The sequence below is a fragment of the candidate division KSB1 bacterium genome (assembly GCA_022562085.1).
Taxonomy (GTDB): Bacteria; Zhuqueibacterota; Zhuqueibacteria; order Oceanimicrobiales; family Oceanimicrobiaceae; genus Oceanimicrobium.
Genome location: JADFPY010000001.1, coordinates 16953 through 37370, shown reverse-complemented (window position 1 = coordinate 37370; position 20418 = coordinate 16953). Strand labels below are relative to the sequence as shown.

The 20418-nt window shown below is 41.7% G+C and carries 23 protein-coding genes; 1 reads left to right on the top strand and 22 read right to left on the bottom strand.

Annotated elements, in window-relative coordinates; all coding sequences use genetic code 11:
- Window positions 1–13: 13 nt before the first annotated feature.
- The 20 genes from IH879_00175 to mutS all read right to left on the bottom strand — a co-directional run bounded on the left by IH879_00175 (window position 14) and on the right by mutS (window position 17541).
- Complete coding sequence (locus IH879_00175; protein MCH7673348.1) at window positions 14–520, bottom strand: biotin/lipoyl-binding protein; 507 nt, start codon at window positions 518–520, stop codon at window positions 14–16.
- A 20-nt stretch (window positions 521–540) separates the two neighbouring features.
- Window positions 541–969, bottom strand: coding sequence for an NUDIX hydrolase (locus tag IH879_00170; GenBank protein MCH7673347.1), 429 nt, complete (start codon window positions 967–969; stop codon window positions 541–543).
- 16 nt (window positions 970–985) lie between these two features.
- Window positions 986–1171, bottom strand: a complete 186-nt coding sequence (locus IH879_00165) for a hypothetical protein (GenBank protein MCH7673346.1) — start codon at window positions 1169–1171, stop codon at window positions 986–988.
- A 207-nt stretch (window positions 1172–1378) separates the two neighbouring features.
- Complete coding sequence (locus IH879_00160) at window positions 1379–1567, bottom strand: 1-acyl-sn-glycerol-3-phosphate acyltransferase (protein MCH7673345.1); 189 nt, start codon at window positions 1565–1567, stop codon at window positions 1379–1381.
- Window positions 1568–1572: 5 nt separating this feature from the next.
- Entirely contained in the window at window positions 1573–1857 is a 285-nt protein-coding gene (locus IH879_00155; GenBank protein MCH7673344.1) for a 1-acyl-sn-glycerol-3-phosphate acyltransferase, read from the bottom strand.
- 123 nt (window positions 1858–1980) lie between these two features.
- Complete coding sequence (gene nadD / locus IH879_00150) at window positions 1981–2562, bottom strand: nicotinate (nicotinamide) nucleotide adenylyltransferase (protein MCH7673343.1); 582 nt, start codon at window positions 2560–2562, stop codon at window positions 1981–1983.
- Between the two features lie 7 nt (window positions 2563–2569).
- Entirely contained in the window at window positions 2570–3391 is an 822-nt protein-coding gene (bamD, locus tag IH879_00145) for an outer membrane protein assembly factor BamD (protein ID MCH7673342.1), read from the bottom strand.
- A 33-nt stretch (window positions 3392–3424) separates the two neighbouring features.
- Window positions 3425–4057: a hypothetical protein gene (locus IH879_00140; protein ID MCH7673341.1), complete on the bottom strand. Its 633-nt coding sequence runs from the start codon at window positions 4055–4057 to the stop codon at window positions 3425–3427.
- A 67-nt stretch (window positions 4058–4124) separates the two neighbouring features.
- A complete protein-coding gene (locus tag IH879_00135; GenBank protein MCH7673340.1) occupies window positions 4125–5153 on the bottom strand; it encodes a hypothetical protein in 1029 nt (342 codons plus the stop codon).
- A gap of 21 nt (window positions 5154–5174) precedes the next feature.
- Entirely contained in the window at window positions 5175–5603 is a 429-nt protein-coding gene (gene ruvX, locus IH879_00130) for a Holliday junction resolvase RuvX (protein MCH7673339.1), read from the bottom strand.
- Between the two features lie 69 nt (window positions 5604–5672).
- On the bottom strand, window positions 5673–5990 hold the full coding sequence (locus tag IH879_00125; GenBank protein MCH7673338.1) for an HU family DNA-binding protein: 318 nt from the start codon (window positions 5988–5990) through the stop codon (window positions 5673–5675).
- Window positions 5991–6066: 76 nt separating this feature from the next.
- The gene (locus IH879_00120; protein ID MCH7673337.1) at window positions 6067–8259 is read right to left on the bottom strand and encodes a bifunctional (p)ppGpp synthetase/guanosine-3',5'-bis(diphosphate) 3'-pyrophosphohydrolase; all 2193 of its coding nucleotides are present in this window, start codon (window positions 8257–8259) and stop codon (window positions 6067–6069) included.
- Window positions 8260–8262: 3 nt separating this feature from the next.
- Window positions 8263–9651, bottom strand: coding sequence for a replicative DNA helicase (gene dnaB / locus IH879_00115; protein MCH7673336.1), 1389 nt, complete (start codon window positions 9649–9651; stop codon window positions 8263–8265).
- A 5-nt stretch (window positions 9652–9656) separates the two neighbouring features.
- Window positions 9657–10364 carry a uracil-DNA glycosylase gene (locus IH879_00110; protein ID MCH7673335.1) on the bottom strand — a complete coding sequence of 236 codons (708 nt, stop codon included), beginning with the start codon at window positions 10362–10364 and terminating at the stop codon, window positions 9657–9659.
- 16 nt (window positions 10365–10380) lie between these two features.
- Entirely contained in the window at window positions 10381–11610 is a 1230-nt protein-coding gene (gene coaBC, locus IH879_00105; GenBank protein MCH7673334.1) for a bifunctional phosphopantothenoylcysteine decarboxylase/phosphopantothenate--cysteine ligase CoaBC, read from the bottom strand.
- Between the two features lie 6 nt (window positions 11611–11616).
- On the bottom strand, window positions 11617–11922 hold the full coding sequence (locus IH879_00100) for a DNA-directed RNA polymerase subunit omega (protein MCH7673333.1): 306 nt from the start codon (window positions 11920–11922) through the stop codon (window positions 11617–11619).
- Window positions 11923–11935: 13 nt separating this feature from the next.
- The gene (gene gmk / locus IH879_00095; GenBank protein MCH7673332.1) at window positions 11936–12511 is read right to left on the bottom strand and encodes a guanylate kinase; all 576 of its coding nucleotides are present in this window, start codon (window positions 12509–12511) and stop codon (window positions 11936–11938) included.
- A 9-nt stretch (window positions 12512–12520) separates the two neighbouring features.
- Window positions 12521–13399, bottom strand: a complete 879-nt coding sequence (locus IH879_00090) for a YicC family protein (GenBank protein MCH7673331.1) — start codon at window positions 13397–13399, stop codon at window positions 12521–12523.
- 327 nt (window positions 13400–13726) lie between these two features.
- Complete coding sequence (locus IH879_00085; protein MCH7673330.1) at window positions 13727–14755, bottom strand: PorV/PorQ family protein; 1029 nt, start codon at window positions 14753–14755, stop codon at window positions 13727–13729.
- A gap of 185 nt (window positions 14756–14940) precedes the next feature.
- Window positions 14941–17541 carry a DNA mismatch repair protein MutS gene (gene mutS, locus IH879_00080; protein ID MCH7673329.1) on the bottom strand — a complete coding sequence of 867 codons (2601 nt, stop codon included), beginning with the start codon at window positions 17539–17541 and terminating at the stop codon, window positions 14941–14943.
- A 259-nt stretch (window positions 17542–17800) separates the two neighbouring features.
- On the opposite strand from mutS, the gene rpsT reads away from it, so the two are divergent.
- Window positions 17801–18052 (top strand): 30S ribosomal protein S20, encoded by a 252-nt coding sequence (gene rpsT / locus IH879_00075; protein MCH7673328.1) that lies wholly within the window; start codon window positions 17801–17803, stop codon window positions 18050–18052.
- Between the two features lie 98 nt (window positions 18053–18150).
- Here rpsT and guaB read toward each other — a convergent pair whose 3' ends face one another.
- Together guaB and IH879_00065 are read right to left on the bottom strand one after the other, a co-directional pair.
- Window positions 18151–19623 carry an IMP dehydrogenase gene (gene guaB, locus IH879_00070; GenBank protein MCH7673327.1) on the bottom strand — a complete coding sequence of 491 codons (1473 nt, stop codon included), beginning with the start codon at window positions 19621–19623 and terminating at the stop codon, window positions 18151–18153.
- 213 nt (window positions 19624–19836) lie between these two features.
- Window positions 19837–20406, bottom strand: a complete 570-nt coding sequence (locus tag IH879_00065; protein MCH7673326.1) for a hypothetical protein — start codon at window positions 20404–20406, stop codon at window positions 19837–19839.
- Between the last annotated feature and the right edge of the window lie 12 nt (window positions 20407–20418).

The window sequence follows — 20418 nt, the reverse complement described above, 5'->3', positions numbered from 1 at the left end:
TCGAGATGAAAACTTATTTCATTATAATTAGCACCGCGCCTTTGTCGACTGAATCTCCTTCATTTATTAAGATCTTTCCCACGGTGCCGTCGCCATTCGCACGAATTTCATTTTCCATTTTCATGGCCTCAATGATAACCAGTCCGTCACCTTTTTTGACCGGCTGATTTTCCTTTACAAAAAGTTTTATAATTAAGCCGGGCATCGGTGCTTTAATTGCGGTCAGCCCTTGAGGCTTAGCACCGGATTTGATTAATCCGCGGATAAAGCGCGTCTTCTCATCTTCTAATTCAACAAAAAACTTGTGACCATCGACGGAAACCCAATGCCCGTTGTCTGCCTCCTCGAAAAACAATTGATGAGAGCGATTGTCTATGATTAAGGAAAAAAGATTGTCTGAGCCAATTCTATCAAGTTCAGCATGGTGGGGTTTGCCGTTTACAATAAGAGAGAGTCCGCCATCCGATTCAACAACTTCAACTTGCAGTTCCCTGCCCGATACTTTAGTAAAATATTTCATTTTAAAAAAATGGCTGAGGGTTAATCTATATAGCAATGTTTTTTAAGAAATTCTTGGGTAATTTCAGGAAGGGTGAGTCCACTTAGTTCGCTTAAATCAAACCAGCCGGCATCGAGCACATCAGAGGAAGGCGATAGTGTGCCACCAATGTGTTCAGCTTGAAAGTCGACTAAAAGATAATGGTATTTAACCTGATCGTCTTCATCTCTTTCAATGTAATCAATCACATCGATGATTTTTTGGGGCTCAATTTTGATACCGCACTCTTCGCGAATTTCTCGTTTCAGAGCCTGATCAAGACTTTCGCCTAATTCCACCATCCCACCAGGCAAAGTCCAAAACCGGGCTTTTGGTTCAAACTTCCTTTTAACCAGGAGAATCTTGTCATTTTTAAGAATAACAGCTCCAACACCCAGCAGCGGTTGATGTGGGTATTTTCTCGTAATCAAAACTTATCGAATCAGGCTAATTCCAGTCTTCTTCAAAATTAACATCATCATCCTCGCCATTATCCTCGGTTTCATCGAGGTCATCCTCGTGTTCATCATCCCATTCATCGTCTTCTGCCCAATCTTCAATATCATCGTCGGGATTGTATCCAGATAGTCTTATTTTTAGTGTTTCATTTTTGTTGATACCCTTGCTGTTCATCAAATCCTCCAAAATGATTTATTGATCAAAAGCATCCAAATAAAAAATACTTGTTGAAATCCAATAATTATATTTCGTCAAAAGATCATCCTTAAGCTGATGGATTGCCCTCATTGCTTGGGTTGCTTGCTCCTGGAGTTTAGCACGGTTTTTAAATTAGCGTTCACTTTTTTAAATCGGATTTCTTTGCCTACATTTGCGGTAACCTTAACAAATCGAGGGAATTTTGCCTCCCGGCGGCAGGACTTCTCTTGTCCCTGCAACAGCTATTGGAACAACCGGACAATCTGCTTCCTGGGCTAACCGCACGAAACCTGTACGAGCACGAGGCGGATTTCCTGGATCATATTTTCTTGTTCCTTCCCGCGCCATAAAAACGACACGTCCCTTTTTCAATAGACTTAATGCCCACTTAAAAGATTCATCATCGCTTTCATTTCTAACATGTCAACTGCATTTAACCACCAACCCAATACAGGAACAGAAAACAACGAATGCTTCACCATTGTTGCTGCCCGGTGTTTAAAAGCTAACGTTAAAGCAGCCGGTATCTCAAATAAACTGCTGTGATTAATAATACCGATGAATGGACCATTTTTCGGTATATTTTCTCTGTTGTAGCACTTCCCGCGAAAAAATATTTTTATAATAAATTTAAAAATATGAAATGAAGTCCAATATACCATTGCTGTTCTGATTTTTTCTCAAAAAATAATGTATTAGTCATAGAAAAGCAAGTCTTTTTTACGTTTGAAATCTGGAAACAAAAAGCAGGTATTCTGATTTCTAATCTACTATTATTATTACGTTTAAACATAAAGTTTTTCAGAGTGAATAAACGCTTCGACAGCAGGCGGAACCCAATATTCAATTGAGCGTTTTTCCTCGACTAAGGAACGAATTCGGGTAGAGGAAATATCTAATAATGGCGTGTTTTTTAAGTAGAGCGTTTGTTCCCGATATTCTTTTGGAGCCCTCTCAAAATCATCAGCGTTTCTTGGAAAAACCACAAGGTTACATAAGTCAAAAATTTTACCCGGATCTTTCCAATTCGGAAAATCTACAAAATTATCAGAACCAATTATCCAAAAAAGATTTTGTTTATCCATTTCAAGCTGCTTTTTAAGCTCTCCGATAGTGTCAACACTAAAAGATGTTCCTTCCGTCTTAATTTCAAAATCAGAGCATTCAAATACAGGATTGTCTGAGATAGCAAGTTGAACCATTCGAAGACGATGCTCAGGCTTTGCATAGACTTTTTTATGTGGAGGGCTTGCGGAAGGAATGAAAATTATTTTTTGAAGGTTTAACTCTTCGCCGATATATTGAGCAATTAATAAATGGACGGTGTGAATTGGATCAAACGTGCCACCATACAAGCCGATCTTCAATTTAATCTCATGGTTGTTTTTTTTGTTGCTTGCCGGAAGGAGAAATGCCGTTTGCCTTACGTACTTTTGCTACTTCTGATCTGATTTCTTTAATACGCCTTTTCGCTCGAATCACATGTTTGCTTTTTGGATATTTAGAAATAAGTTCTTTAAAGGCTTCATCTGCCTCAATTTTTCGATCTAACTCATACAAGCTTTCACCTTTTAAAAATAAAGCATCTCTGGCAAATTTTGTATCATAATAGTTTTCCAAAACGCTATCAAAATATACAAGCGCTGCGTAATTAATATCTAATTTTCGATAGAGCACACCGGCCATAAATTCCTTTTCAGCTAATTTAGTTCTGCATATTTTCAGCAGGCGTTCAGCTTCGGGTACTAACTCGCTATTGGGGTAATCCTCAATAAATGCTGAAAAATGCAAAACGGCTAATTTGGTATATTTTTGATCTAAAGCGGGCTTCGGTGAGAGTTTATAGTTACAGAGTGCAATCTTAAGATAGGCGTCGTCAACCCAGGGACTCCTCGGGTACAAACGAGTCAAACGACTATATTCGTCCGCAGCGAGTATGTATTCTTTTATATTAAAGTGACATTCACCTAAAAAAAACTGCGCTTCATCAATAAATTGTAGCCCGGGATTATTCAAGGTCAAAATTTTATATTGAGTTTTAGCCTCAACATAATCTTTATTCTTAAACATCACCCTTGCTAACTCAATTCGCTTTTCTGCTGTGAGATTGGGTTTCACGTTGTAGGATTTACATCCGAACTGAACTATTATTAAGATCAGTAACCATTTCCAATGCTTTGTTAAATTAACTATCATTCACCTACCTTAAATCACTTATTCTTTTCAAATTTATCGGCTCCGCAATCCATAAAACAAATATACGATAATGCCAGTAATACTTGAAATTAATATCGGTTGAAGGATATTTCTTTTTTTTTGTTTTGGTTGACCCTGGTTAAATTGAATATCTTTTGTCTGTTGCAAATTTTCCTGGTTTACATCAAGCCACCCTTCTTTCGTTGCTTCGAAGTTTTTACTCAATAAAACCGTCCCCGTGGCATGTTGAATAATTCTCAAAAAAAAGCCAACTTCAGCAATTCTTTTAACCCTATTTGAATTCCTGCTTTGCTTGTTATATTTAACGTCCAGTTTCGATACTTTATATTGAAAAGTCAGGGATGAATTCACAGAACCACGTGATCTGTCAACTTGATCTTCAAAATAAATATGAGCTATATTCTTTCGTTTTAATAACTCTACAAGTCTATCTTCAAAAAACCAGTTTATGTTGTTGTCTTCTAAACCTCTAAGAATAGCTTGACTTGTCTTTTCACCAGGTATTTGAGTCGTAGCCAGATCCAATAAGCTGTCTGTCAAACTTGAAATAAACTGAAAATTGCTTTCTTGAGCCAAACAACGATTTGAAAGACTTGCAATGAGCCATAAGAAGCCGATCAGTATTGTCTGTTTTTTAAAGAGCACCTCATACTAACTTATTATGATCTTCAAAGTTCCACCGGATTGTAAGCGACTAAGCAGTGAACGAATATCACAATCTCAGCAAAAAAGACAGAAAATGCCTACGGTCGATGGTCACTCCGGTTTCTTCATAAACAAACGCATAATTAAGCACAAAATTTCGATGGCTAAAAGCATCCTCCAAATCAAAAATAGTATTCCAGTCGAAAAGGCCAACCCCTCCACTAAAAACGTTGTCGCCATCCCCCTTAAAAAAATACCCTACACGAATTGCTATATGTGAAAATATGACCTGCTCAAGCCCAAAATGAAATTCCCGCACGGCTTCTGAACCCTCTTCCCCCAGGTTTCGAACATCGAGTGAAAGCTGAGTGCCGCTAAAAGGCTGATAAGATACACCAACATTAACGGACTCGTCGACGATTCTTTCGCTTTGCAATCTAAATTCTTTCAACGAATCCGGCATATTAAAAAAAGAAACCCCAATGTTTAGTCCTTTTTCGGGTTTTAACAAAATTCCGTAACTGAAACCAAATCCTCTCTCGCGTTTTAAGGGGTCAGCTTCCTGGCTTCCGAACAAAACGCTGGCGGAACCGCCCAAGGAAACTCTATCTGCGAGTTTTAAACGAGCAGCAAAGGTGTGCGAATGATTTTGACGAAATCCTGAAACTCTAAAGAATTTTTCATCAACAAAGGTGTCAGGTAAATTTAAGCTCTCCTCACTAAGCAAAAAGCTGAAATCGATTGATCCAAGAGAGAGAGAAATGGATTTTAAAAGAAGGCCCAGCGAAAACAAATAATCGTCAATCTTAGAACCACTGCCTTGAAATAACATTTTGTTTTCAATGGTCCCAATAATCGGCGCGACTGGGTTCAAAAAAAATGTGAAGCGTTTTGATTTTTTTACTTCAAAAAGCGAAAATGCCGCGGGGTTAAAATTGATCGCTGCCAGATCACCTTCAACTGCCGTAAAGGCGCCACCCATCGCTAACGGACGAGCTTTTACATGACTTAAAGTTATAAAAAGATTGTTTTGGGCAGAAACACAAATAATATTTACGGTTAAAATCAAAATACAGGTTAGGGTTTTTCGCAACATCAATTATATTCTCAGCCAACTTTAATCCATAGAACTATGCAAAATACTATCTAAATAGCTTTGTAAAATAAGAATAGCTGCTATTTCATCGACTTTGCTTTTGTTTTTACTTGGTGATTTTCCATACTCTTTCATCGTACGTTTGGCCAAAACACTTGTGAGCCTTTCATCCCAAACCACTGTAGGTAGCTCAAATCGACTCTTTAAAGCCGTAACAAATTTATCAGTGACCTGGGCTGCTTTACCCACCTCAGCTTTCATCGTTATGGGGAAACCGACCACAATTTTAATTACTTCCTGATTGTTTATGATATTTTCCAACTCGGTGAATACTTCGGGAAGGCTGCAATTTTCAATGGTAGGAAGGCCTTGTGCAATTTTCCTCATTGGATCACTAACTGCCAATCCAATTCTCTTTTTGCCGTAATCAATGCCTAAAATTCTTCCCATCCTCAGATTAGATCGAATATTTAGTTAAAATCATCAGAACCAAAGTCTAACCACGTTCTGATTCATAAATTATTTAATCTGATCCAGTGGTGTTTTTAAAACATCTTTTAAAAGTTTGCCTGCCTTAAAATGAGTCTTTCGACGAGCAGGAACATAGATAATTTCACCGGTTTTGGGATTACGGGCTTTTGGCTTCGGCTTCGTTGTTTTTACTTCAAAAACTCCGAAATCGCGAATTTCAATTCTAACTTCCGGGTCAGCCTCAGCCATAAACTGCCGCAGTGATGTGAAAACTCCATCTACGATTCGTTCAGCCAGATAAATCTTTTCGCCTACTAATTTAGCGGTTCTTTTAGCAACATCCTTTTTAGTAATGGTTTTTTTCATGAAATCCACTCCTCTCTCTTTAAATACTTATCCTTATTTCCTCAAACCTATTAGTTGATCCGAAACTAAATAAACTTCATTTGGAATCCTGGTTCACAAAAGCGCTCGTGTCAGATATCTTTTCACCCGTACCATTTAATCTTTCTACGTTCATCACTCCTTTCACTTGACTGATTTTTTTAACAATCCTGGTTAAATGTTGTAAATTCCGAACTTCAAGAATAATATTACTATTGACAACGGTATCCTCAACTTTCATATCTATACTGACTATGTTGGTGTCTGTTTGAGAAATGGAATCAGACACATCGCGCAAGAAATGCTTCCTATCTCCCCCTACCAATTGCAGCCGCACCATAAAATGCTTGTCCTTGTCAACATCCCATTCAACATCGATTTTTCGGTCGGGATTCGCAAGCAAATTAATAATATTCCTGCAATCGCTGCGGTGGACCACAATACCCCGGCCCTTGGTAATGAAGCCTAAAATATTATCCCCGGGAACAGGATGACAGCAACCGCCAAACTTGATCATTAACTCATCCAAGCCCTGAACCCTGATACCCTTAGCTGAACCCCGGGCTCTCTTTATGAATCTCTGCAGGACCGACGTGTCTTTGATCTCAACTCTTTCCTCCGGAGCAATCCGATTCATGACGGTCTGAATCGATGTATCGCCGCATCCGATTGCAGCAAAAAGCTGTTCGGCTTTTTGAAAATTAAAACTCTGGGCTATCTCATTCAAATCAAACTCTTTTTTGATACCATATTTTTTAAGACTCTTGGTTAGAATCTCCTCGCCCAACTTCAAACTTTGCTCATAGAACGATTCCTTTAACCAGCGTTTGATTCTGCTTCTTGCCTTAGAGGTCTTAACAAAGTTAATCCAATCCGGGGTCGGTTTTTGATTTGGCGAAGTAATAATTTCGACGGAATCACCGCTTTTTAACTCATGCCTGATCGGCACCATTTTCCCATTCACTTTTGCCCCGATACAATGGTAGCCAACGTCGGTGTGAACAGCGAAGGCAAAATCAACGGTGGTAGAACCAAGCGGCAGTCTCAGCAAATCTCCTTTCGGAGTAAAGACGAAGACCTCATCTCTGAAAAGCTCGATGCGCAGGTTCTCCATAAACTCTGAAGCATCGCTTGCCTCTTGTTGTGACTCTATCATCTGCCTCAGCCAGGACAAATACTTGTCGAGCTCGTTTTCTTTCTGCTCTCCTTCTTTATAACGCCAATGTGAAGCAATACCCTCTTCAGCCGTTCGATGCATTTCATCTGTGCGAATCTGAATCTCAACCATTCTGCCGTCAGGGCCTATTACTGTTGTATGCAGGGATTGATAAAAATTCGATTTAGGCGTTGCGATGTAGTCTTTAAACCGTTCTTGAACCGGGGCGTAGAGGTTATGAACAATCCCGAGAACAAAATAACAGTCCTCGACTTTTTCTACAATAATTCGAATCGCCAGCAGGTCGTAGATCTGTTCAAAAGGTAGTTTACGTTTGTGCATTTTACCGTAAATACTATAAAAATGCTTTGGCCGGCCGGTAATCGTGGCTTTTATTTTTACCTGGCGAACCTCTTTTCGAATAGGATTCGTTACTTTCCGAATGTAACGTTCTCTTTCTTCCCTTTTATCAGAAATTTTTTTGACCAATTCCCAATAAGATTCAGGATGCAAGGCCTTTAATATCAGGTCTTCCAGTTCCCATTTGATTTTAGCGATTCCCAGGCGGTGTGCCAAAGGTGCATAAACATCGCGCGTTTCAATAGCAATGCGCTCTTGCTTTTTTTTAGGCAAAAACTCGAGTGTTCTCATATTGTGCAGGCGGTCGGCAAACTTGATCAAAATGACCCGAATATCTTTAACCATGGAAATGATCATCTTGCGAAAATTCTCAGCCTGCCGTTCTTCGACGCTGTCGAATTTTAGTTCACTTATTTTAGTCACACCATCCACCAAAAGCCCGACATCGGCGCCAAAGGCTTCGGAAACATCCTCAATGGTATAACCCGTATCTTCGGCAACGTCATGAAGAAAGCCGCTGGCAATCGTCACTGAGTCCATTTTCAGGTCGGTCAAAATTTTGGCGACCTCAAAACAATGCTCAAAATAAGGCGCACCGGATTTACGCAGCTGATCTTTATGAGCATCGAAGCTGAAATCGAATGCACGAGTGATCAAAACGGTATCGTTGTAAGTCGTATACCGCCGGTGTCTTCTCAGCAAGTCCTGAAAAGGTTTTTTGTACCCGTTTTCCATTGTTTAATAAGCCTCTTCGACAACAGCAAATTCTTTGCGGCCGGTTTTGTCTAAATCAGCAAATAGAACATACTCTTTATGAAAGTGCAGTTCAACCTTCCCTGTCGGGCCGTTTCGTTGCTTTGCAATGATTATCTCAGCATGACCTGGGAATTCCACCGGGCCATAGACCTCCGGTCGGTAAATAAACATCACCACATCTGCGTCCTGCTCGATAGCGCCGGATTCGCGAAGATCGGATAAAATCGGTTTTCGGTCTCCCCCGCGCGATTCCACGGCACGAGATAATTGCGAAAGTGCCACCACCGGAACCTCCAATTCCTTGGCAAGCGCTTTCAAAGATTGGGAAATCATAGAAATCTCGATCTGACGGCTCTCGGAGGATTTTGGACCTCTAACGAGCTGCAAGTAATCGATAATTAAAAGCCCAACGTCTTTTTCAGCTTTTAAACGTCTTGCTTTCGCGCGGATTTCCAAAACGCTCAAAGCGGCCGAATCATCGATATAAATTGGAGCATCGGATAAATTTCCCACAACTTTACTTAAATCAGACCATTGGTTATTTGGCAACGTACCTGTTCTTACCTTATGGGAATCCACTCGTGCTTCGCTACATAACATGCGCATTGCCAACTGGGTATTTGACATTTCCAGGCTGAACACTCCCACCGGTATCCGGTGCTTTACAGCCGCATTGCGGGCGATATTTAAACAAAACGCCGTTTTCCCCATCGAGGGTCTACCCGCCACAATGATCAAGTCGGAGTTTTGAAAACCGGAAGTCAACTTGTCTAACTCCCTGAAACCGGTTGGGATACCGGTAACACTTCCTTTTCTTTTATGATAGCCATCGATAATTTCAAACGTGTCGTGTAAAATCGGATCGATGGACAAAAAACCTTTGCGGAGTTTTCGTTCAGACAAAGAGAAGATTTTTTGTTCTGCGGTGTCAATCAGCTCAACCGCGTCTTCCCTGGCTTCGTAAGCTTCGGAAGCAATCTCGGTCGAAACGCTGATTAGTTTTCTTAATAAAGATTTTTCTAAGACTATTTTTGCATAATGCTCAACGCTGGCTGCCGAAGGTACTTGATTGACCAATTCCGTTAAGAAATAAGCGCTGCCGACTTCTTCCAAACATCCCATCTTTTCCAGTTGGTTAGAAACGGTCAGCATGTCAACTTTCTCTTGCGCTTCAAAAAGCTTAACAGCCGCCTGAAAGATTTTCCGGTGAGCCGAACGATAAAATGCAGTTTCGTCCAAAATTTCTATCGCCTTGCTGACCGCTTCATTGTCAATAAGCATGGAGCCCAGAACCGCCATTTCCGCTTCAATCGACTGCGGCGGCATTCGCTCGATAACGGTTTCTTTTTGGGATTCCTTCTTCTGATTCATCTTAACTATGAATTCTTAGGCTGAATGGGCGGTTTATCGCCAACGGTTTCATCATAAATTTTCCGAAGATTTTGGACATCCTCCCAAGTCCGCTGCTTCCATTGTGGATTTCTCAAAAGCGCCGCCGGGTGATAGGTAACAACCACCGGGATATTTTCAAATTGTTGGACAGTACCACGCAAACTGCCGAGGGATTGCTGAGTAGCCAGCAGATTCTGAGCGGCTACACGTCCTAAAGCTAAAATAAGCTTTGGCTGAATCATGGCAATTTGTTTCTTTAGGTAGGGCAAACATTCAGCTGCTTCTTCAGGTTCAGGATCGCGATTGCCGGGGGGGCGGCATTTAACGATATTGGCAATGTAAACTTCTTTGCGGTTAAATCCGATTGCTGCCAAAATTTTACCGAGAAGCTGACCGGCTGCGCCAACGAAAGGCTCGCCCTGTTTATCCTCTTCGTAACCAGGAGCCTCCCCAACGCACATCAGGTTTGCTTGCGGATTGCCCGCCCCAAATACTACCTGGGTTCTTGATTTCGACAGTTGACACTTCAGGCAATTCTGAATATCATGATTAAATTCACCGAGCGTTTCAAGCCCAGCGCCTTTTTTCGCAATAGGGAATTCTAAATCTGCATAAAATTCTTTACCGTATAATTCGCTCTGTTGAATAAAATATTCTTTGGTTAACTTTATTGTGGATTCGCGATTTAGCATACGGTACTCTTGGGGATTAAACTGCAACTGCTTGACGATTCCCGCTTTGCAAAATTTCGACGGCTCTATCTAAAATAATCTCTGCAACTCTGGTTTTCGGCAGTTTTGGCAAGGTCTCAACTTGCTTATCTTTGCTGATAAGTGAGACAATATTCGTGTCGCCACCGAAAGCTGCCCCGGGTTCGAGCGGATTGTTCAAAACGACCAAATCCAGATTTTTATTATTCAATTTCTTAGTTGCGTTTGCAATGACATCTTCTGTTTCGAGGGCAAAGCCTATGTGAACGCAATTGGATTTTTTCTTCCCTAAACTCGCCAGAATATCCGGGGATTTTTTTAGCTGCAAAGCGATTTCAGAAGAATTCTTTTTTATTTTCTCAGAAGAGATTTTTTTTGCCTGGTAGTCGGAAACTGCAGCCGACATTAAGAGGATATCCACATCCCCATAGTCAGTTTCAACGGCTTTTTGCATTTCTTCAACTGTTTCGACTTCGATATATTTTAGTCCCTGCGGCTTATTAAGATTATTCGGACCAGAAATCAAGACGACATCAGCGCCTTTTAATTTGGCCGCCTCGGCCAAAGCAAATCCCATTTTCCCGGACGAATGATTGGTGATAAATCGAACCGGATCAATATGCTCCCGAGTTGGTCCGGCGGTCACCAGCACTTTTTTGCCAGTTAATTCTTCAGTTGCGAGAAGCGCAAATTGTAACTTTTGTACAATACTTTCAATAGCGGCCAAACGTCCCCAACCCTCGCCTTCAGCTTTGGTGGCAAGTTCGCCCCACTCCGGATCGACGAAATCATAACCAAGCTCTTTTAATTTGGCAATATTCTGCTGCACGATTAGCTTCTTCCACATCGCTGAATTCATGGCAGGACAGAAAATCACTTTCGACTGTGTGGCTAAAATAGAAGTTGAGATAACATCATCAGCAAGGCCGGCTGCGGCTTTGGCGATTATATTTGCCGTCGCCGGGCAAATCACAAAGACATCACACCAGCGTGCCAAATCAATATGAACGGTCCCCAATTTTTCGTTTCCTTCAAAAAGAGAGTTCAAAACCGGGTTTTCTGAAAGGGTCGCCAAGGTCAGATCTGTCACAAACTTTCTAGCTGAATCGGTCATGGCAACCCGCACCTCAGCGCCTGACTTTCTGAGTTCCCGTACCAGTTCACATGACTTATAAGCAGCGATGCCCCCGGTAACGCCAACCGCAATTTTTTTAGCAGCTAACTTCATTAATTCTTACGATTCCGGCTTCTCATTTTCGTCCGGCTTTTTACGATATTCATACCTAACTTTGTCGTCAAAGAAATCTTTCAAAGCAACCGAAGCGGGTTTTGGAAGCTTCTCATATTTTATTTCCCCGGGTTCTTCTATGATTTCATCATCGCCGAAATCATCGTATTCGTCATCGTAATCCCGGCCTTGGCTCAATTCTTGTTTTTGTATATCGTTAATTTGACGGGCTCGTTTTGACAAGACAATTATGGCTTCATAAATATTATCTGCTCTATCGTCAAATTCGTGGATGGGAAGTGTTTTGATCATTCAATTACTCCAGTTAGTGTTGACAATTATGGTTTCTAATGATTTCTAATATTTCAGTTTTTGTGTTATCTAAATCCTCATTTAAGATTTGATAATCGTATCGTTGTGATTTGTGCATCTCTTCAGGAACCCGCTTAAGCCGCTTATCAATTTCATGTTGAGTTTCGGTTTTTCTACCCCTGAGCCGTTGCACCAGACTTTCCACAGAAGGCGGTTTGATAAAAATCAAAAGAGCGGAATCGTTGAAATATTTTTTTACTTCTAATCCCCCGTTTACATCCAAATCCAGAAAGACGGTCTTGCCTTCGTTAAGCCATTTTTCAATCGGTTTCCTCGGGGTAGCATAGTAGTTACCATGGACTTCGGCCCACTCCACAAATTTGCCCTGTTCTTTTTTATCTTTAAATCCCTCAAGGCTTAGGAAATGATAATCCTGCCCATCAACTTCGCCAGCACGAATCCGGCGAGTAGTGGCCGAAATAGAATATTTAAAATTACCGTTTCCCGACGCAAGAACCCTCCGGATCACCGTCGTTTTTCCACCGCCGGACGGCGCAGAGATGACAACCAGAAGGCCTTTTCTTCCCATAGATATAATTTATTCGATATTTTGAATTTGTTCACGTAATTTTTCTACTTCCTCCTTGATACCAACCACCAAATGGGCAATGGATGCATCGTTGGCTTTCGAGCCGATGGTATTGGCTTCACGATGCATTTCCTGAACGAGAAAATTCAGTTTACGTCCCTCGGATTTTCCGTTTTTGAGCAAGTCAAAAAAAAACTTATTGTGACTTTTAAAACGAATACATTCCTCGGTTATATCGGCTTTTTCAGCGATAAGAGCAATCTCCATTTCCAGACGGCCCTCATTAATTATTTCGGAACTCGCCAGTTCCTCAACTCTCTTTTTTAACTTCCCAAACTCTTCTTTTGATTTTTCCTTTGAACTACTTTCGATTGCAACGATCTTCTCCTCAATTATTGCAACCCGAGACTCCAAATCATTTTTGATTTCCAAGCCCTCTTTAAGGCGCATGTCCCTTAAATCGTCGATCGCCAATTCAATCGCTGCCTTTACAGCTTCCCAAACGCTGTCATCCAATTCCTTTGAGTTATCAACCGTAATGATGTCAGGGAAATTCAGCAATTGTTCCAGTTTTATGGAATCATCAATGTTCAGGTCATCCTTGAGTTCATTTAATAGTTTGATGTAGGTTGCTGCTAATTCTTTATCAATGGTCAGCCCCGCCGAAGTGATTTCTTCGCCTTTTATTGTTATTGTTGCATTCACTTTGCCGCGTGACAATCCGGAACCAATGATCCCTTTAAGCTCTCTCTCAAACCCACACAAACTTTTCGGCAAACGAAGTTCGACATCCAGAAAACGATGATTTAAAGAACGAATTTCAGCGGATACCACCATACCATTGTGCTTTGATTCGCCACGGCCAAACCCTGTCATGCTTGAAATCATGAGACTATCTAAACTCCTCGGCCAGTTGTATTTTTCTCAAAATGGTATAGAAACATGCAATTTGTAAAAATTTAAAATACATTGAGTTAGAACACACAAATTGACCTAAATTATACGACAATTTTTTGCAATTGTCAAATAAAATTTCAACTTTTTTGGTGAGCGAAATCCTTGTAAATAAAACAAAAAGGGCTTTTCATAAAGCAAAGAAAAGTCTTTGAAAGGTTTAGAAGAAAGCAGATTTAGATTAAAAAAATTATTTAGAAATCTATGTTAAAAGTCTTTATTTCTTCATGAACCTTTCAAAGGTTGTTCTTACGAGGTAGGTTACTTGCGTTGGAATCTGGGTTCTTCGATAGTGAGTTTTGCTGAAATACGATGCGTATTGTTCAAATCCTGGTGTTGATAGAAGGCATAGTCGATTTGGAGTTTGGGTAAATGCACGCCGACACCGGCCGTAAATGGCGCGAATTCCGAAGAGCCAAGCCGAATTGCAAAAGCGTCATGATACTGGTATTCCCAACCAAAATTGAGATCATAACTCACCCGTCCGATATTTCCCTGGGCAGACGCTCTTCTATTCTCAAATCGGAAGTTAATATCCATCGCCGGCAGAAGTTGTCCTCCCATAAATGAAAAAGTAATCGGGTAAGAAAATCCGGTCCGTAACGACGGTGTAATGAATTCCTTACGGCCAGTGTCCCAGGCAATCATTGTTGAGGTAACATCCTGCACGTTCACGCCAACGATGAGTTTGGAAACGGGGTTAAAAATAACGCCAACATCAAAACCGATGCCCCAGGCCGAATTGTCCCCGATCGAGCGGTTCAACAGTTTGATATTGCCGCCGTATGAAAAATTCTCCCCCAGCCGCTTCGAATAAGTTAAAAACAACGCGTAGTCCGTAGCTCCAAAACTGCCCTTTTCAAAAGGTGTATTTCGGACTACCTGTCCGTTTTCATCTACAAAAATTTCACCAACTGCCAAATCCGGATTTGGGATATCGGTTTCTTTAATATTGTCTACTCCCAGACGGATTAAACCGAATCCCATACTGCTTCTGTTGCCAACCGGTAATCCAACACCTCCATAATCGTAGTTGACCACACCCGAAAACTGTCTTGAGTGCATCAGCATAATTTCAGGATAGTTGATGAACGCCAGGCCGGCGGGATTCCAATAGCCGGCGGAGACATCGCGGGCAACTGCCACATAAGCGCTACCCATACCTAACGATCTGCTTCCCACGCCGAGGGACAAAAACTCACCGGCATATTTCGAAAAACTTTGTGCGAACAGGTTTCCTGTGAGCAAAAAAAGAGCAATGAGCAAAATTCTAAATTTTAAATTAAACATCTACTAACCTCAATAAAATTTAACGTCTGAATTATTTAAACATCTTGCCATAAATACAAAAAATTAACTATGAGCCGACGGAGTTTACTTTGGGCTCGTCGAAAGGCTCGCTATGAAACGACTCAACCTGATCCTGAACGAAATCGAAGGATTTTCGTGTCAGCCAGCGACATTTTTTCCAGACACTAGTTCGCCCCGTCAACCGTATTTTTCAACTCATTTAGTTTATTCAAAGCCTCCAAAGGCGTCATTTCCTCTAACTTCAAGTCTTGGATTTCAGCTCGAATGACCTGTTCCTGTTTTTCAAAAATATCTAATTGTTTATCATTCATTTTCAAATGACCATTTTTGCTCATGGCCAATTTCGGCAGATTATTTGTCGTCAATTCATCCGCTTCAAGGTTCGAAAGAATTTCTTTTGCACGGTTCAGTAGTGAGTTCGGAAGACCTGCTAATTTGGCCACTTGAATGCCATAACTATGATCACAGGCGCCTTCTTCGATCTTTCTTAGAAAAACGACATTTTCTCCCCATTCCTTAACCACAACATTGTAATTTCTTACTCTTTTTAGAATTAAAGCGAGTTCGGTCAACTCGTGATAGTGGGTTGCGAAAATGCTTTTAGCGGCGACTTGGGGTGAATTATGAAGGTGCTCGGCCACGGCCCAGGCAATCGAAAGTCCATCAAAAGTGCTGGTGCCACGGCCGATTTCATCGAGTAAAATCAAGCTCTTTGGCGTGGCGTTGTTTAAAATATTCGCAGTTTCATTCATCTCAACCAGGAATGTGCTTTCACCACCGGCTAAATTATCCGAAGCACCGACCCGGGTAAAAATTTTATCCACCACCCCAATCTTCGCTGCTTTCGCGGGTACGAAAGACCCCATTTGCGCCAGCAAAACAATCAAACCAACCTGCCGCAAATAGGTTGACTTTCCCGCCATGTTTGGTCCGGTCAAGATAATGATTTGCTCCTTTTTTGCATCCAGTTGGCTGTCGTTGGGAATAAAAGATTCACCGTAGGGCAGCAGCTTTTCCACCACCGGGTGACGGCCTTCCATGATCGAGATTTGTGAACCATCGTTGATTTCAGGCCGAACGTAGTTATTTTCGACCGCGAGTTGTGCAAAACCGGCATAACAATCCAGCGTGCTAATCAACTGCGCATTTTTTTGGATTGTTTTGGCTTGTTCCGCAGCCATCTTGCGAATTTGATCAAAAAGCTCGTACTCGATTGTAACAATTTTATCATCCGCATCTAAAATTTTTTCTTCGTATGCCTTTAAATCCGGTGTGATGAATCTTTCGGCGTTGACCAGGGTTTGCTTGCGGGTGTAATAATCCGGGACTTTGGAAAGATTCGGTTTGGTAACTTCAATGTAGTATCCGAATACCTTGTTGAAGCTTACTTTCAAAGATGGGATGCCGGTCTTTTCGCGCTCCTGGCCCTGCAGCCGGGCAATCCAATCTTTCCCGGAATAGGAAATGTCTCTCAAGTCATCAAGCTCTTTATCGTAACCCCGCTTGATGATGTCGCCTTCGGTAACTGCCAGCGGCGGGTCATCGACAATTGCCTTTTCAATCTTCACAACCAGCTTTTCTAAGTTATCAATCTTATCACGAACCGAGATCAGGTCGGTACTCTCTACTTTGCCCAGGCTCTTTTTTAATTCAGGAAATGTTTTTAAAGAGTTCTTTAAAGCATTTATGTCCCGTGCAGTGGCGCGGTTCGTAATGATCTTCGAGACAAATCTTTCAAGATCGCCAATGCGTACAAGGATCTCACTAACCTCGCTCAGCACGTTAGTAGATTTTTTAAGTTCTTCAACGGCGTCTAATCTTTTCCGAATTTGATTTGGATTCAGCAGCGGCTTCAACATCCACTGCACCAGCTTGCGTCCCCCCATTGCCGTTTTGGTTCTATCGATTGTTGAAATCAAAGTTCCCTGACTGGTTCCGCTTCGCAGGGATTTAAGCAGCTCCAGATTTCTCCTGGTATCGCTGTCGATGCCTACAAATTCGTTTGCGGACTGACGTTGGATTCGGCTGATGTGCAGCAAGTGGGACTTTTGAACTTCTTTTAAGTAATGGAACGCAGCGCCAGCCGCACATATTCCCGTGTCCAGATCATCGCAGCCGAAGCCTTTCAAAGAGAGTGTCCCAAAATGAGTGGTCAGGGTTTCGTAGCCATAATCCCGTGAAAATATCCACTCCTCCCGTTTTGTGAGAAAGTATTTTTCTACCGTACCTAATTTTCCCTCTACAAACGCAGCTTGCTCCTCGGAAAGTAGAATCTCCGCAGGTGAAGTTCGTTTAATTTCTTCAACAAATTGTTCGATCGGCATTTCGTAGACGGTAAATTCACCTGTAGAAATATCGACCCTTGCCAGACCACAGATTTCTTTTTTAAAATAAAGCGAACACAAAAAATTATTCCGCTTGCTGTCAAGCAAATCATCTGCTAGAACCGTGCCGGGTGTAATTATTTCGGTGACATCACGCTTCACAATGGTTTTGGTGGCTTTGGGATCTTCAAGCTGCTCGCAAATTGCAACCCGGAATCCCGCTTTAATCATTTTGGATAAATAAGTATCAAGACTGTGGTGAGGAAAACCGGCGAGAGGCACGCCCGCGGATTTTTTACCGTGCGCGCGTGAGGTAAGGGTCAACCCAAGGACTTCAGAGGCAGTTTTGGCATCATCAAAAAACAGCTCATAGAAATCCCCCATCCGAAAGAAGAGAATTGAATCCTGATGTTTTGCTTTGATGGAAAGATACTGTTCCATCATGGGGGTCTTTTTTTGGGGCTCAGATTTAGACACGTTTTACCAAATTATTTTCTGTGCAGTTCAATTTTTGCGAGCGATATTTCTGCTTTTTAATTCTTACGACTCTTCTTTCTTTGTTTTGAAATATAGGCATTAAACCAAAGCCGATCAAGAAAATCTAAAAAAAACTGACTCGGTTTTTTCTATTGACAAAAGTGATCTATTTTCGTATATTTGGACACTAAAAATTGAATATTAAGGAGATACGTTAGGGAAAATGGCTAATTATGCATCATCCGTTAGACGGATTCGGAGAAGTGAAAAATCAAGACAACGCAATCGGCATTACAAGTCGATGCTGAAATCAACAATCAAAGATGTGCTTTCTTCAAAAACAAAGGAGGATGCAGAAAAGATTTTACCACGCACTTCATCTTTGCTGGACAAACTTGCTTCAAAACGGATTATTCATCGCAATAAAGCGGCAAATCAAAAATCACGACTAACCATCTTTGTCAACAATCTTTAGCTCTCCTTTTTAAATAAAAATATATGAAACCGGGCACGCGTGTCTCAACCGGTAACTCCCCCTAATCCCGGTAGAGGCTTGCAACCCCGGTTTCTTTTTTATTGAATTCGATCGATATTATAATTCGGGGCTTCCCGGGAAATGACGATATCGTGAGGATGACTCTCCATTAAACCGGCACCGGTAATCTTAACAAACTGACCTTTCTTCTTAAGTTCTTCAATATTATTTGTGCCACAGTACCCCATGGCCGCTTTTAGACCACCAACCATTTGATAGACTGCCTCACTCAGTTTTCCACGATAAGGCACCCGGCCTTCGATTCCTTCGGGAACTAATTTTCGCAAATCCTTCTCTCCCTCCTGAAAATACCTGTCCTTGCTCCCTTGCTGCATTGCGGAAAGAGAACCCATACCCCTGTAAAGTTTAAAACTTCTGCCGCCTAAGTAAATTTTTTCACCAGGACTCTCTTCGGTCCCGGCAAACAAGTTACCAATCATAACTGTGTCCGCACCCGCTGCGATCGCTTTCGGAATGTCACCGGTCTGTTTAACCCCGCCATCTGAAATTAGGGGAATTTGATGTTCTTGACAGACTTCGGCGCAATTCATAATTGCCGTGATCTGCGGCATACCAATGCCCGCAACTACGCGAGTGGTACAAATTGCGCCCGGTCCCATGCCAACTTTTATAGCATTGGCCCCGGCTTGAATCAAAGCACGCGCCCCTTCACCTGTCGCAACGTTCCCGGCTATAATTTGCACTTTTGGATATTTCTGCCGGACCCGTTTTACCGTTTCAATCACACCTCTTGAATGTCCGTGAGCCGTATCAATTGCAATAACGTCTACCTGCACGTCAACCAGCGCCTGTACTCGTTCCAGAGTATCGTTTGCAACACCGACAGCAGCGCCGACTCGCAGCCGCCCGTGCCCATCTTTCGCAGCCATTGGGTAAAGGCGCTTTTTCTGGATGTCTTTCACTGTGATTAAACCTTTAAGATTATTATCGCCATCGACCACCGGGAGTTTTTCAATGCGGTTTTTTTGCAGAATCTTCTCAGCTTGTTCTAAGGTAGTGCCGGCCGGAACCGTCACTAAATTACCGCTTGTCATCACCTGTTTAATTTCCAATTCAGTATCGATTTCAAATCTCAAATCGCGGTTGGTTAAAATGCCCACCAATTTTGATCCTTCGACAATGGGGATGCCTGAAATTTTATACCGGTTCATGAGCGACATGGCTTCTTTAACTTTGTGTACCGGTGTTAAAGTAATCGGGTTGTAAATCATGCCGCTTTCCGAGCGTTTCACGCGATCCACTTCTTCTACCTGCTGCTGAATCGACATGTTTTTATGAATAATCCCAATGCCTCCTTCACGGGCGAGAGCAATCGCCAGCCCGGATTCTGTTACCGTATCCATCGCCGCCGCAACTAAAGGCAGATTTAGTTGAATGGTTTTAGTTAACCAGCTTTGGGTATCTGTTTCTTTGGGCAAAACCTCGGAATAATCCGGTACCAGCAAAACATCATCAAAAGTTAACGCTTCGCCAATAACTTTTTTGTGCATTTAGTCTCCAAAATTCTCCAAATATGATTTTAGTTAAGCCATTTTAATAAATTTCGGTGAAAAAATCAACCGTTTTCTAAATGTTAGACGATAGTTCAAAGATATTCGAAGTTGAACCTGTCAAATAGGTCTACGGCCATAATTGACTTACAAATAAAAAGCCAGCCTTTCGATTGAAAAGCTGGCGTCGGAGGTGTTATGAGACGATTTTATTTATCTGCTCAGGAAGGTATCTTGCCGGTTCGGGTTGATCTTAAGATCGGTTTTTATATTTTTTGAGATGGGTACACCTGGAATATTGTTTAAAAAATCGCTCTCTTTTATATCAAATAAAAGTTTCGCGTCACTTTCCAATTCAACCATTTGGCGCTGCTCTTCACTAAGCTCATCGAGACTTGAGATTTGTTTAGAGACCTCTTTCGCGCCCCGAGTTACCTTTTCAATGGTCAATTTACTCTCTATCCCGTCTTCCATTCCCACCACACGTTGAATGCCTTTGACAGCGAGTTCGATTTTGTAAAGAAAATCAGGATCTGATTTAATTTTGGACCGCTTAAATGAGGTATAAATCTTGCGCGCGATGCTTTCGACGCCGTGATACCCATGTATCATTGCAAGTTCGGAAATTGATTGGGCTGTGTTCCGAATTTCAATACAAGCATCGCGATTGTTCGGGTTGTCATGAACCCTGGCAAGGGCAATCCTTATCTTTTTTAAACCTCGCATTACCTTGCGAACATAAGGTTTTTGCAATGAGGGATCCTGCATACTTGACGAGTTCATGCTTTCAATATT

What these genes read in the sequence shown, in the direction of transcription:
- IH879_00120 (MCH7673337.1), bottom strand. Translation starts at nt 8,259, where the DNA reads ATGGAAAACGGGTACAAAAAACCTTTTCAGGACTTGCTGAGAAGACAC.
- IH879_00085 (MCH7673330.1), bottom strand. Translation starts at nt 14,755, where the DNA reads ATGTTTAATTTAAAATTTAGAATTTTGCTCATTGCTCTTTTTTTGCTC.
- IH879_00175 (MCH7673348.1), bottom strand. Translation starts at nt 520, where the DNA reads ATGAAATATTTTACTAAAGTATCGGGCAGGGAACTGCAAGTTGAAGTT.
- rpsT (MCH7673328.1), top strand. Translation starts at nt 17,801, where the DNA reads ATGGCTAATTATGCATCATCCGTTAGACGGATTCGGAGAAGTGAAAAA.
- guaB (MCH7673327.1), bottom strand. Translation starts at nt 19,623, where the DNA reads ATGCACAAAAAAGTTATTGGCGAAGCGTTAACTTTTGATGATGTTTTG.
- ruvX (MCH7673339.1), bottom strand. Translation starts at nt 5,603, where the DNA reads ATGGGAAGAATTTTAGGCATTGATTACGGCAAAAAGAGAATTGGATTG.
- IH879_00135 (MCH7673340.1), bottom strand. Translation starts at nt 5,153, where the DNA reads ATGTTGCGAAAAACCCTAACCTGTATTTTGATTTTAACCGTAAATATT.
- IH879_00155 (MCH7673344.1), bottom strand. Translation starts at nt 1,857, where the DNA reads ATGGTATATTGGACTTCATTTCATATTTTTAAATTTATTATAAAAATA.
- gmk (MCH7673332.1), bottom strand. Translation starts at nt 12,511, where the DNA reads ATGGGAAGAAAAGGCCTTCTGGTTGTCATCTCTGCGCCGTCCGGCGGT.
- coaBC (MCH7673334.1), bottom strand. Translation starts at nt 11,610, where the DNA reads ATGAAGTTAGCTGCTAAAAAAATTGCGGTTGGCGTTACCGGGGGCATC.
- mutS (MCH7673329.1), bottom strand. Translation starts at nt 17,541, where the DNA reads ATGGAACAGTATCTTTCCATCAAAGCAAAACATCAGGATTCAATTCTC.
- IH879_00090 (MCH7673331.1), bottom strand. Translation starts at nt 13,399, where the DNA reads ATGATTTCAAGCATGACAGGGTTTGGCCGTGGCGAATCAAAGCACAAT.
- bamD (MCH7673342.1), bottom strand. Translation starts at nt 3,391, where the DNA reads ATGATAGTTAATTTAACAAAGCATTGGAAATGGTTACTGATCTTAATA.
- IH879_00165 (MCH7673346.1), bottom strand. Translation starts at nt 1,171, where the DNA reads ATGAACAGCAAGGGTATCAACAAAAATGAAACACTAAAAATAAGACTA.
- IH879_00125 (MCH7673338.1), bottom strand. Translation starts at nt 5,990, where the DNA reads ATGAAAAAAACCATTACTAAAAAGGATGTTGCTAAAAGAACCGCTAAA.
- IH879_00100 (MCH7673333.1), bottom strand. Translation starts at nt 11,922, where the DNA reads ATGATCAAAACACTTCCCATCCACGAATTTGACGATAGAGCAGATAAT.
- dnaB (MCH7673336.1), bottom strand. Translation starts at nt 9,651, where the DNA reads ATGAATCAGAAGAAGGAATCCCAAAAAGAAACCGTTATCGAGCGAATG.
- IH879_00110 (MCH7673335.1), bottom strand. Translation starts at nt 10,364, where the DNA reads ATGCTAAATCGCGAATCCACAATAAAGTTAACCAAAGAATATTTTATT.
- IH879_00065 (MCH7673326.1), bottom strand. Translation starts at nt 20,406, where the DNA reads ATGAACTCGTCAAGTATGCAGGATCCCTCATTGCAAAAACCTTATGTT.